Annotated in this window: 11 protein-coding genes; 9 read left to right on the plus strand and 2 right to left on the minus strand. The window is 63.4% G+C overall.

Annotated features, from left to right (window positions below; translation table 11 throughout):
• Positions 1-125: 125 nt before the first annotated feature.
• The 4 genes from ACFX43_RS05940 to ACFX43_RS05955 are packed head-to-tail and all read left to right on the plus strand — an operon-like array spanning position 126 to position 3447.
• Positions 126-1091: a fumarylacetoacetate hydrolase family protein gene (locus ACFX43_RS05940; protein ID WP_378818174.1), complete on the plus strand. Its 966-nt coding sequence runs from the start codon at positions 126-128 to the stop codon at positions 1089-1091.
• Positions 1088-1447: a hypothetical protein gene (locus ACFX43_RS05945; RefSeq protein ID WP_378818176.1), complete on the plus strand. Its 360-nt coding sequence runs from the start codon at positions 1088-1090 to the stop codon at positions 1445-1447. The genes ACFX43_RS05940 and ACFX43_RS05945 overlap by 4 nt, the downstream gene beginning before the upstream one ends.
• A complete protein-coding gene (locus ACFX43_RS05950; RefSeq protein WP_378818179.1) occupies positions 1444-2163 on the plus strand; it encodes a DsbA family protein in 720 nt (239 codons plus the stop codon). Before ACFX43_RS05945 ends, ACFX43_RS05950 begins: the two co-directional genes overlap by 4 nt.
• Positions 2164-2211: 48 nt before the next feature.
• Positions 2212-3447: a PucR family transcriptional regulator gene (locus tag ACFX43_RS05955; RefSeq protein WP_378818181.1), complete on the plus strand. Its 1236-nt coding sequence runs from the start codon at positions 2212-2214 to the stop codon at positions 3445-3447.
• 547 nt (positions 3448-3994) lie between these two features.
• Here the strand turns inward: ACFX43_RS05955 and ACFX43_RS05960 are convergent.
• Positions 3995-4579 carry a pyridoxamine 5'-phosphate oxidase family protein gene (locus ACFX43_RS05960; protein ID WP_378818184.1) on the minus strand — a complete coding sequence of 195 codons (585 nt, stop codon included), beginning with the start codon at positions 4577-4579 and terminating at the stop codon, positions 3995-3997.
• 574 nt (positions 4580-5153) lie between these two features.
• On the opposite strand from ACFX43_RS05960, the gene ACFX43_RS05965 reads away from it, so the two are divergent.
• On the plus strand, positions 5154-6482 hold the full coding sequence (locus ACFX43_RS05965; RefSeq protein ID WP_378818187.1) for an NAD(P)H-binding protein: 1329 nt from the start codon (positions 5154-5156) through the stop codon (positions 6480-6482).
• Positions 6483-6695: 213 nt separating this feature from the next.
• On the opposite strand, the gene ACFX43_RS05970 is transcribed toward ACFX43_RS05965, so the two are convergent.
• Complete coding sequence (locus tag ACFX43_RS05970; protein WP_378818190.1) at positions 6696-7724, minus strand: LacI family DNA-binding transcriptional regulator; 1029 nt, start codon at positions 7722-7724, stop codon at positions 6696-6698.
• A gap of 693 nt (positions 7725-8417) precedes the next feature.
• Between ACFX43_RS05970 and ACFX43_RS05975 the strand changes: the two genes are divergently transcribed.
• The 4 genes from ACFX43_RS05975 to ACFX43_RS05990 all read left to right on the plus strand — a co-directional run.
• On the plus strand, positions 8418-9305 hold the full coding sequence (locus ACFX43_RS05975) for an FAD binding domain-containing protein (protein WP_378818193.1): 888 nt from the start codon (positions 8418-8420) through the stop codon (positions 9303-9305).
• Entirely contained in the window at positions 9302-9829 is a 528-nt protein-coding gene (locus ACFX43_RS05980) for a (2Fe-2S)-binding protein (RefSeq protein WP_378818196.1), read from the plus strand. Before ACFX43_RS05975 ends, ACFX43_RS05980 begins: the two co-directional genes overlap by 4 nt.
• A gap of 277 nt (positions 9830-10106) precedes the next feature.
• On the plus strand, positions 10107-10553 hold the full coding sequence (locus ACFX43_RS05985; RefSeq protein WP_378818199.1) for a DMT family transporter: 447 nt from the start codon (positions 10107-10109) through the stop codon (positions 10551-10553).
• 39 nt (positions 10554-10592) lie between these two features.
• Positions 10593-11444 (plus strand): PucR family transcriptional regulator ligand-binding domain-containing protein (locus ACFX43_RS05990; protein WP_378818200.1); only part of this gene is annotated, 852 nt, incomplete at its 3' end.

Below are 11444 nucleotides of genomic sequence, written 5' to 3' on the forward strand. Positions count from 1 at the left end.
CGGCGAATTCCGCGGGCGGGAGCCGGCGCCATCGTCGATCTCGCCCGGCGAGGGGCCCGAGGACATCGGGCGCGACTTGAACCACGTCGTATTCGAGAAGTCGCTGTGGGTGACTTCGCGCAGGGATGGTGATCGACGGCGGTTGGACCGCCATGTTGGAGAGACACCTGTTCCACGGTCACATGACCGCCGGGCAGACAGGAACGCAGGGAAATCGAGGTGGCAACATGATGCTAGCCAATGTGGAAGGACGTCTGACGGTCCGAATTCCGGAGGGCGATGTCGACGTGGAAATAGCGAGCGGCGGCCGGTTCGATCCTGACCCGCAGGCGGTGTATGAACGCTGGGAGGAGTTCCGTGCGTGGTTCGAGAGGTTCGACCGATCTGGCGGTTGGCGGGCGACGATTGCGCCGACTTCCGATCCGGGACAGCTTGGGTCACCGGTACCAGCGCCCGGTCAGGTCTTCGCGATCGGGCTCAACTACGGCGATCATGCGGCCGAGTCGGGGCTTCCCATACCGGAGGTTCCACCGACATTCACGAAGTTCCAGTCCGCACTGACTGGTCCGACAGGCGATATCGAGTTGCCCGAGGGAAACGTCGACTGGGAGGTCGAGTTGGTCGTTGTCTTAGGGCGGGAGGCCCGCAAGGTTTCCGCCGACAGCGCCTGGGACTACGTTGCCGGCCTCACGATCGGTCAGGATCTGTCCGAGCGCACCGCCCAGATGACGGGTACGTTGCCGCAGTTCAGTCTCGCCAAGTCCCACCCCGGGTTCGGGCCGATGGGGCCGGTGCTCGTAACGACCGACGAGGTGGCCGACCGCGACGACCTCGAGCTTGGCTGCTCGCTCAACGGCGACGTCGTCCAAAGGGGCCGCACGAGAAACCTGGTCTTCGGGATCCCCGAGCTGGTGGCTCAACTGTCTGCGACCGTGACTCTGCGCCCGGGTGACGTGATCTTCACAGGTACGCCAGGGGGTGTGGGCATGAGCCTGTCTCCGCAGCGGTTCCTGCACCCCGGTGATGAGCTCGTCACCTGGGTTGAGGGCATCGGCGAGATGCGGCACCGGTTCGTCGGTACGCCGAAATGAGCGCAAAGCGAGGTCTCAGAGTCAACGGGATCCGAGTCATCGCGTTCGTCGCCGGTAGCGGCCTGTGTGCAATCGGCGGACTCCTCTACGTCTCCCGTGCGGGCGGCGCCTCGCCGAATGTCGGGGCGACCTTCACACCTCCCGCGCTGGCAGCTGCGTTCCTCAGCGCCGCTGCCGTTCGACCGGGACGGTTCAACGTGTGGGGCACCGTCGTCGCCATCTTCTTCCTCGCGGTGCTGAACAACGGTCTCAACCTCGCAGGGGTGGAGCCCTATGTGAACGACTTCGTCAACGGTGGGGCGCTCATCATCGGCGTTGCGATGGCGGCCATTCTGTACCGTCGGCGGACCACATGAGCGAGGCCAACGTGAATCCGTTTCACGACCCGGCGCTGGTGAGCCAGGAGCCAGGAGTACTCACGGTTTGGTCTGACATCGGCTGTCCGTGGGCCACCTTGGCTCTGCACACCCTCCACAGCCGTGCACAACAGCGCGACATCGACCTCGTCGTCGATCACCGGGCATTCCCGCTCGAGCTGTTCAACCGGCGACCGACGCCGAAACCGGTGATTGAGGCTGAGATCACGGCGATTGCAGGGCTCGTTCCGGAGCTGGGTTGGAGGTCGTGGGAAAGCGCCGAATGGGAATACGCCGTCACCACTGTCCCTGCCCTGGCCGCCGTCCAGGCGGCCAAGAGCCAGGACGTCGGGGGCCTACGGGCCAGCGACGCATTGGATACCGCTCTGCGGCGGGCCTTCTACGAGGGCAGCCGCTGTATTTCGATCCACGCCGAGATCCTCGAGGTCGCCGAAGAGTGCCCCACCGTATTCGTGCCGGCACTCGCTAAAGCATTGCAGCGTGGTGAGCGCGTGGCTGAGGTCTTCGGTCAGTGGCAGACGGCGGCGGGGCTGCCAGTGCGGGGCAGCCCGCATCTGTTTCTCGGCGACCGCTACGCCGAGCACAATCCGGGAGTCACCTACCACTGGACCGCTGCTCCAGGGACCGGTTTCCCCCGGTTCGAGAAATACGACCGGAACTGGGCCGATGAGGTACTTGACCACTTGGCGCCATAGCGGTTGCCCGTCATGGCCTCGAAGTGCCCCGTGGAATAGGCTGAACAGATGTCGATCGATCATGACTTGAAGGCGGTCGCCGAAGCGGTGCGATGTCGGATCCCTGAGATCGTGAGCGCGATCGAGCGGGAGGCCTTGACCCAGGTTCCTGAGTGGCACGAGAAAGACGATCCGGTCCTCACCGAGTCCGAGATGCCGAGTATTGTCTCCGCCGTAACGAGCATCGTTGACGGCCTCGCCAGCGGGCGTCGCCTGCCTGAACGCGCATCAGATGCGGCCTTGCAGGAAGCGCGCGTCGTCGCGCAGGCGGGAATCGACCTACACGCGCTGCTCAAGACGTACCGGCTCGGACAGGCGATCGTGTGGAACGCGATTCTCGAGGAGGCGATGCGTGTCGTCCCTGACGACGATCGCAGGGTTGCAGTCCTACGGCAGGCCTCGGACTACCACTATGCGTGGAACGACAGGGTCACCGAGAGCGTGATCGCGACGTACCAAGCAGAGCACAACGCATACTTCTTCCGGAGTCAAGACCGCAAGAGACGTGCGATCGTCAGTGATGTGCTCCGTGGGGTCCCGACCGATACCGAGCAACTCAGCTACAACTTGCGCACCGAGCACATCGCTGTGGTGGCGTGGGGGCGCTCTCCGGAGGCGAATATCCGCACCATCGCGAACGCGCTCGAGGCACGTCACCTTTCGGTGAGCGGGACATCGGGCACGGCGCTCGGCTGGCTCGGTGCGTCCTCGCTCCAGAGGCTGTTGGACGAGCATCCCGCTGCGTTCAAAGCGATGCCGGAGACGTACCTGTCCATTGGCGAGGTTGCCGCCGGAGTGGAAGGTTTCCGTCTCAGTCACCGTCAGGCATGGCAGGCATATCGAGTCAACCGCATCCGGCCACGAGATCTTCTGCGGTACGAAGAGGTTGCGCTCGAGGCTCTTGTGCTGCGGGATCGCCAGGCGATGCGCGACTTCGTTGCGCGCGAGTTGCGCGGTCTCGACGAGGCCGAGGCCCGTACGGAGTTGCTCCGAGAGACGCTGACCGCCTACTTCAGGGCCGGCCAGAACGCCGCAGCGGCAGCGAACGCGATCCATGTGCACGAGCGAACCGTCGCGTATCGACTCCGGTCGATTGAGCAGCGTCTCGGTGTCTCCATCAACGCCCGTCGGGACGAGATCGCTGTGGCGCTGCGTCTGGCGGACGTCCTCGCTGCGATGGAAACCAACGACAGCACCATCGAAGACCCTGCCGTCAGCCTCGACCTGAGTCATGAGGCGATCTGAGTGGCCGTTACCGTTATGCGTTGATCCGGGTCGTCGCATTTCACGGTTGGAGTAGATGCTGAGCGTCGAATGCGACCGGGTACCGCGTGGAATGACGAGGTGACCGGTGCAAGTCATCGCCGTGTGCCAGGCCGAGCATCAGGCGTCCGTCTCGCAGTCAAGATCACAAACCCCGCGCCATCGTCAGCAACATCCGTCGTGGGTGCCTGCGAACGTGCAGAGCTCGGCCACAATCTGCACACGGCGCACATCGCTGTGATCGCGTGGGGACATTCGCCTGAGGTCAACAGTTTGTTGGCTGGCCGGTAGCGCTGGACGCATGGCACCTCGCGGTGAGAGGCACAGCGGGGACATGCCTGGGCTGGTTGGGTGCGATCGGGATGGGTCGCGTGCTCTCGAAACGACTGGAGGCTGTCTCTCTGACGCCCGTCTCTCGTCCGATTGGCGCCAGCAACTGCCGTCATTGATCTGCGGTTTGTGCCTCGGCGGGCTCATAGCCCAGACGTCGTGGGATCAAGGTTCGGGCATGTTTGACCTGGTCTGGTCGTTATGGCACCACGCGTTGACCAGTCCAGCCGTGTCCTTCGCGCACGAACTGACAGCGTTCATGTTCTGGCGAGGAGATGTCGAGCCAGTCTAGTGTCTCCAAGTTGATTCGGACCCAGGCGAATTTGTCGAACTCGGTGTCCTCGCCTCCACGCGCGCTCTCCGCATCGGCGGGCTCAAGTGTTTGGTGCTCGCTCAGTGGTGTTCCGGGAGGAGATGAAGATCGGTAGAGGTGCCGCGTCTGGTGCCCCAACGATTCCCAAGCCGACCGTCGTACATTGGAGTCCTCGATGATCTCAGCACGGCCCTCCATTCGTAGTTGCACTGCAGCATCGTCGTTGTTCACCGTGAGGGCGACGAGCGGATTTTCACGTATCTCTGCGATCTTCGCCGCCCCAGTATTCGTGGCGAACAGGACAGATTCCCTGTCCCGTTCGAAGCGTCGAAGGATGATTGCCCGGACCCGCGGTGCGCCGGACCGGCCGACCGTTCCCAGGTGCCCGAGTGTGAACGGGGTGCGGCGCGCGGTCGCGCTCTCGAGTGACCGCCAGACCGAATGAAGAAGTTCTTGGAGGTCGGGTCTCATTCCTGTTCCTTCCGCCTGCTGGCCCGGAATCTCCGACGCGTGTGTGCCACAGTCGGGCAGCCTAAGGTACCCCTGCTGCGTGATCCTGCCAGATGGCGCGGGTCCGTCAGCGGCCGTAGGTGCTGAGGCACGGCGATGCCACTCCGCAGGCAAGAGTTCTACTCACGGTGATCCTCCGCCAGGAGGGACATCGCCAACGTGAATGCCGTGCGATCGCTGGCATCGTCGCTCGCGTGCTCATCGGCCCAGGATTTGTCAACGAACGGCTCGCGTCGCTCCAAGCTCTCTATGCCGAGAGGCGGTCTATCACGTCGGCCCGGAGAGTCCTCCGCTGGACCAGGACACTGAACGCCGGCTCCTGCACATTTTCGGAAAGGCCGAGCAGGCAGCCCTGCTCTTGAGCGGCATGCGCGGATGCACAAACCTGCCGAAGTGTTCTGCGGAATCGGGCAACTCAGCCGGCCTCGAGGTATGGAATCTTCGTGGTGGCACCCAGCAACGTGCGTCAGGCCAGTCAACTCTGGGTACTTGCCGCCAAGGACGCGCGGTCATGTGCACAACGAAAGGACATGCAATGAGTCGAGTGTTGGTCGTCGGCGCCAGTGGCAAAACCGGGCGACACGTCGTCCCCCGAGTCGTCTCTCGAGGCGCCACGGTCCGGGCCGCGTCGCGCCACCCCGAGCGGCTCGATGTCGAGAGCGCCGATCCCGTGTTGTTCGACTGGCACGACGACTCGACCTGGGGCGCGGTGCTCGAGGGCGTCGACGCTGTGTACCTCGTGAAGCCCGAGTCCACGGCCGTCGTTGAGGTGGTGGGCAGGTTCCTGGACGCGATGGACGCGGCCGGCGTAGGTCGGCTCGTGTTCCTCTCCGAGTGCGGTACGCAGAACAGGTCCGACGACATCACCGAGCGGCACGTGGAGCGAGTGGTGGAGGCCAGTGAGCTGGAGTGGACGATCTTGCGTCCGAGTTGGTACATGGAGGATATCGTCGACGACGGGTTCTTCGGCCCCATGGTCCGCAATGATCGGGTCATAGTGATGACCACCGGTGGCTCGGCTACCGCGTGGATCGACGCTCGCGACATCGCGGACGTCGCGGCGGAGCTGCTCGTTAACGGCGGGGCGGGGGGTCAGGCGCTCGATCTCACCGGTCCGGAGGCATTGAGCCTCGACCAGCTCGCGGAGCGTATCTCCGCAGCCGCCGGCGAACCCGTCAAGGCTATCGAGGAGGGCGTTTTCGAGGCCGAGACACGCATGCTCGCCGACGGTCTCAACGAGGGTTTCGTCGCCTATATGACCCGGATCTCTCAGAGCATCATCGCGGGAGATACGGCCATTGTCACGGGTGAGGTCGAGCGTGTGACCGGCCGTCCGCCACGCAACATCGACGCGTTCTTGGCCGAGCACGCGGCGCAGCTGCGACCATCCAAAGCAGCAGCGGGTGCGATGGACGCAGAGCAGGAACTTCAGCGCGCGCGCGACAACGAGGCCCTCTTCCGTCGACTGATTTCCGCATGGGCACGCAGCGATTTCGACGGCCTGATCGACTGCTTTGCGGACGACATGGTCTACACCGATATGCCCTTCCCGGACGATCCGGTCCGGGGCAAAGCGGCCTTCCGCGAGCACGTCGAGGGCTACAACTCCGTGTTCGCCGATGGCCAGGTCGAGGTGGAGTTCGAGACTCTGGTCGCGAGCCGCACGACCGTCGCTGGCGAGTTGTTGTGCCGGGCCAGGTACGTCGGACCCGGCGCGCCGGAGAGTGGCGTGCCGGTCCGTTGGTACGCCACCCTCGTGGACACGGTCGTGGATGGCAAGGTCGTCACCGAACACGTCTACTTCGACCCCGCAGCCTTCGACAAGGCGGTCCAGCAGGCCTCTGCTCTGAGCAGCGGCGACTAGCACCAGCCCGCCTGACATGGATACCGCTCCCTCCAGCGAGGTTCCGCGACGTCAGGACACGGCGCCCGAGGTCGCGGAGCAAGCTCCGAACGCTCAACGGTCGTAAGTCGCTCCTGCGAAGGTGCAGGAGGAGCTCTGTGTGGATAGTGGGTGCTGCCCGCCGACGCCGACGATGCTCGCGCATTAGCGAGGTCTCTGCCCGCAAGCTGTTGCTCAGGTCGAGGACCTGACAATGAGTTCGGTCTCGAGTTCGTGGCGCTCGACCGGTACGGACTCGTCGCGGATGGCGCGCAGCAGCAGCTCGACAGCGGTGACGCCCATCGCTCTGTATGGCTGCCGCGAAGTAGTGAGCTGAGGATCGAGCAGCAGGGCGGCTCGCTCGTCGTCGAATCCCGCGACAGCAACGTCATCAGGAACGCGTAGTCCGTGCGCGCGCAGGGTACGGAGCGCTGGTGCCGCCATGAGGTCTGCGATGCAGAAGAGTGCGTCGAAGCGCCGACCGCTAGTAAGGAGCGCATCGAGTTCCGGCCACAGGGTGCGGCTCTCATCCCAAGCATCGGCACTTCCGACAATGAGGTCCTCGTCCACGCTGATTCCGGCTTCCTCCAAGGCATCCAGATAGCCAGCGACCCGCTCTTCGATGAACAGTCCTTCACCCCACCGAGGGTCGCCGTCGGTCGGAGCTCGTCCGAGTGCGATCTTGCGATAGCCGGCGCTCAAGAGGTGCTGAACGACCTCGCGAGCGCCCATTCGGTTGCGAGGTGAAACAGTTGGCAATCGGATGTTCCTACTGGTGTCGTCGATTGCCACCGCAGGGAATGAGATCCTGTCGCATGCTTGGCGGACTGCGTGTTGATCGGGAGTGCCGATGACGATCACGCCCTCAGTAGGCACGTTCACGAGGCCATCGATAACCGCGACGACACCTCCTTCGGCACCGGCGACGGGATGTACCATGAGCTGAAAGCCGGCCTCCGCCGCGGCCTCGAACGCGGCACGCACGACGGGCTCCCACCACCCCCATTCGGCGTCGGGAACGATGGCGCTGATGGTCTGATATCCGCCGCTGCGCAATGCGCGGGCCGTGACCGATGGCCGATAGCCGAGCCGCTGGGCAACCTCGCGGACGCGCTCGCGCGTGGCTGCGCTCACGTCTGGATGGTCCCCCAGGGCGCGCGAGACTGTCGCAGCCCCGACTCCGGCCTCCCGTGAGATATCCGTGAGTGTCACCCTACGAACCATGCTTCACCTTCCTCCCTTGACTCATGGCAGTGCGCCGCCTAGCGTAGCGGAATCGTTTCCGGCAACGTTTCCGGAGTCGGCCACAGGCGATTTCCCGTGGCCGCAACCCTTCGTGCGCCAGGTGTCACGAAGACATCAACTCCAGTCGGCTAGGCCTACAAGGGGCGTCCCCTGGCTAGCTATGCACGGGATCCGGATGTCCATCGTGCTGCCCGCGTCAATGACGGTCCGGGCCTCGGAGATCGACTCCTGTGCAAAGGCTACGAGGTGCTCGATCGCCCCGACAGTTTGTGGCTCACGATCCGCTACTCTCAGGTAGGTACACGACACCTCGCCAGACCGTTTGACCCGAGGAAAGTCCAACGTCAACCTGACGTGGGGTGCGCTCCAGCGAGCGTTCCGTCACGAAGTCACAGCGTCGCTCGCGATGTGGCATGCGGGCCTGCCACGCACGTCCTCGACCGTTGATGAGGCGCCTCGACCAGGTCCCGAGGTTTGTCTCCCAAACACCCGCCGTTCGCTCGTTTGTCATCTCGTGACGAATCCGCCGCTGTCTTTGCCGGAGTGCGCAGTGGTGGGTTCTGCTCCGGGCAGTCAAACTCCTTGGAGCAGTTGTCAGACAGAAGGGTCACCGATGACTAGTGCAGACCGGCCTTGCCAGCGACATGGGGAACAGGTCCCGGAGGTGCTCCTATGAAGCCCCCGCCTTTCGAATACGCCGTTGCGGAGTCCCTTGAGCACGCGATCGGGCTCGTCGAGACCGACGAGGACGCAAAGTTCATCGCCGGGGGGCAGAGCCTCATCCCACTGCTGAGCCTGAGATTCGCAAGTCCCACCCTGCTTGTGGATATCTCGCGAATTGCTGAGTTGCGAACCGTTCAGAATCTTGACGGCACGCTCACCATCGGCGCCCTGACCCGGCACGCGGATATCGAGCACAGCCCAGTGGTCCGTGACGCCGTCCCTTTGCTCTCGTCAGCTGCCTCGTGGGTGGCGCATCCCCAGATTCGCAACCGCGGTACGTTTGGGGGAGCAATCGCTCACGCCGACAGTGCAGCTGAGTTTCCAGCCGTGCTCCTTGCCACTGGAGCCACAGTCGTGACCTTGTCGCGCGATGGCGAGCGGCGCATTGCGGGTGTCGATTTCTTTGGGTCGCATTTCCAGACCGCCCTCAAGCACGGAGAACTGGTCGTCGCTGTTGAGGTGCCGGCAGCCAACGACCTGACGCGCTGGGGGTTTTCGGAGTTCGCGCGACGGACGGGCGACTATGCGATCGGGGGAGCGGCAGTGAGCGCGACTGTGGACGTGCAGGGACGGTGCACGTCCGTTCGCGCGGGGCTGATCGCAGCTGGGCCGGGCCCTACCCTCGCCGAGGGATTGGAGGCCGAGCTGGTTGGTCGCCATGTTGATGAACCTGCCGTTCAGACCGCCGTCGCCCTGGCGGCGAAATTGCTCGCACCAGAGGCCAACGTGCATGGAAGCAAGGAGTACCGACGGGCGGTCGTAGCGGAGTCATTGCGGCGTGCCCTTCTTCAGGCGTTCGACCTTGCCGGCGCCGACATCGAGAGGAGATCTGCGTGAAGACCCATCTGACCGTCAATGGCGAGAGGTACGAGCGCGAAGTCGAGCCACGGATGCTCTTGTCCGATTTCCTGCGCCACGAACTTGGCCTCACCGGCACGCACGTGGGGTGCGAACACGGTGTTTGCGGCAGTTGCACAGTTCTGTTGGACGGAGAACCTGTGCGATCCTGCACGATGCTGGCAGTCCAGGGCGATAAATGTCGGGTGACCACAGTCGAGGGGCTTGCTTGTGGCTCCGCCATGCACGGGCTCCAAGAAGCGTTCTCGGCATGCCACGGCCTACAGTGTGGCTTCTGTACACCAGGGATGCTCATGACCTTGCTCCCTGTCTACAACGAGGCACGTCGACTGAGCGACGCCGAGATCCGCGAGGTCATCTCCGGCAATCTCTGCCGGTGCACGGGCTACCAGCAGATCGTCGAGGCCGCTCGCAAGGCGTTCGACGAAGCTGCGGCAATGGCGGAGGACTCTGACCCTGACCTGGACGAGGCACCGTCGGTACCGGGCGTCCCGACCACGTGATGTGGTGCCTGCATGTGTCTGATGCTCAGGCGTTCTCGAGCTTGGACTGGAAGGCGCCCTAGTGGTTTGCAGGAAGGCGCGGACCAAGAAGCGCGTACAACTTTCACCATTCCTCGTGATCAGCAAATCTCGTCCGCACCAAGGAGGAAGGACATGACGTGTCCGCCCTTTACGCAATAATGGGTGAGGTTCTTGCTATCAATCACCGATGGGGATTATCGCGTCAGTTCCCCCTTGGCGGCGGCATATGGTAGATCAATTCGATTGGGATCGGACCATGCGCTTCGGGAAGGAGATAAACAATCCTGAGGGTCACGTCATCTTGTCGGAAACGACTAATCGTTCTCAATTTTCGACGATAGTCCAATCTACCTTGAAGGATGGCAGAGAGATGACAGCGTACGGACTCCTGGCCGTGGCGATCGCGTTCGAGGTCGTAGCGACGCTCTCGTTGAGGGCCTCGAACGGCTTCACAAGGTTTGGGCCGAGCCTATTGGTGGTAGGGGGATATGCCTTCGCGTTCCTTCTCCTTTCCTTGGTGCTCCAGCGCGGTTTGGATGTAGCTGTGGTCTACGCGCTGTGGTCTGCGACCGGCATTGTCGTCATCACCCTGGTCGGGGCACTTTGGTTGGGAGAGACGCTGGCCCCGGTGCAGGTCATAGGCATGTTGTTGATCGTTGTTGGTGTGTTGGCGCTTGAATTGGGCGCGCGTGCCCATGCCTGAATGCCGTACGGCCGCAGGGAAATCGATCGGTTTGTCCCAATGGCGACGCTGATTCCGGACGTCTCGTGCGATCATGACCGAATGCGCTTAACTGTCGGCCAACTCGTGGATGATCCATTCATCCGTACTCGGCTGATCGCTGGTCGCGGAGGACTTGAACGTCCAGTGACTTGGGCGCACACGTGCGAGGTCTCAGATCCGTGGAACTGGATGGAAAACGGGGATCTGTTGATGACGGATGGATACGGTTTCCCGCCTGCTGCTTCTGAACAAGTCGACTTCATCCGTCATCTCGCGGAGGCGGGCATCGCGGCATTGACCCTCGCCGAGGGCTTTGTAGCGCCGGCGCTAACGCCCGAGGCAATCGCCGTGGCGGACGAGCTTTCGTTTCCGGTCTTGTTCACAGCTCGAAGTCTTCCCTTCGTAACCATCGCTCGTGTCGTTGCTGAGCGAAACCGGGACAGATCCGGGTCTCGAGCCTCGCGAGTTTTGCGTCTGTACGACGTTTTACGTCGCTCTCAGTCTCGTGAGTTGGAGGATGAGGCAGACCTGCTCAGGCTTCTCGGAAAGGAGCTCGGCGCCGTTCTCAACGTCGTCGACATCCGGCACGGGCGCGAGCTCGTTCCGTCACCAGTCGCGCTCAGTGACTCCCTGCGAGAAGCTACCGTTGGCAGGGCGCGTGAGCACCAAGGTCGGCTGCCTGGCTTCAGCCGTCTGCCAACCGAAACTGGTTCCCTACTCCTGGTCCCGGTGGGTGCGGGCGACGAAGCCGCACTTGCCGTGCGCGTGCTCGAGGATCAGGAACACGCAGACCTCGTCCTGATCCAGCACACTGCAATGATCGTCGGGCTCGAGGTCGAACGCCGTGCCGCTCTAGCGTCGCGGGGCCGC

Origin of the sequence: Nocardioides sp. YIM B13467 (assembly GCF_042788075.1) — a bacterium.
Taxonomy (GTDB): Bacteria; Actinomycetota; Actinomycetes; order Propionibacteriales; family Nocardioidaceae; genus Nocardioides.

What these genes read in the sequence shown, in the direction of transcription:
- ACFX43_RS05960 (WP_378818184.1), bottom strand. Translation starts at nt 4,579, where the DNA reads ATGAGACCCGACCTCCAAGAACTTCTTCATTCGGTCTGGCGGTCACTC.
- ACFX43_RS05940 (WP_378818174.1), top strand. Translation starts at nt 126, where the DNA reads ATGGTGATCGACGGCGGTTGGACCGCCATGTTGGAGAGACACCTGTTC.
- ACFX43_RS05945 (WP_378818176.1), top strand. Translation starts at nt 1,088, where the DNA reads ATGAGCGCAAAGCGAGGTCTCAGAGTCAACGGGATCCGAGTCATCGCG.
- ACFX43_RS05965 (WP_378818187.1), top strand. Translation starts at nt 5,154, where the DNA reads ATGAGTCGAGTGTTGGTCGTCGGCGCCAGTGGCAAAACCGGGCGACAC.
- ACFX43_RS05950 (WP_378818179.1), top strand. Translation starts at nt 1,444, where the DNA reads ATGAGCGAGGCCAACGTGAATCCGTTTCACGACCCGGCGCTGGTGAGC.
- ACFX43_RS05985 (WP_378818199.1), top strand. Translation starts at nt 10,107, where the DNA reads ATGCGCTTCGGGAAGGAGATAAACAATCCTGAGGGTCACGTCATCTTG.
- ACFX43_RS05955 (WP_378818181.1), top strand. Translation starts at nt 2,212, where the DNA reads ATGTCGATCGATCATGACTTGAAGGCGGTCGCCGAAGCGGTGCGATGT.
- ACFX43_RS05970 (WP_378818190.1), bottom strand. Translation starts at nt 7,724, where the DNA reads ATGGTTCGTAGGGTGACACTCACGGATATCTCACGGGAGGCCGGAGTC.
- ACFX43_RS05975 (WP_378818193.1), top strand. Translation starts at nt 8,418, where the DNA reads ATGAAGCCCCCGCCTTTCGAATACGCCGTTGCGGAGTCCCTTGAGCAC.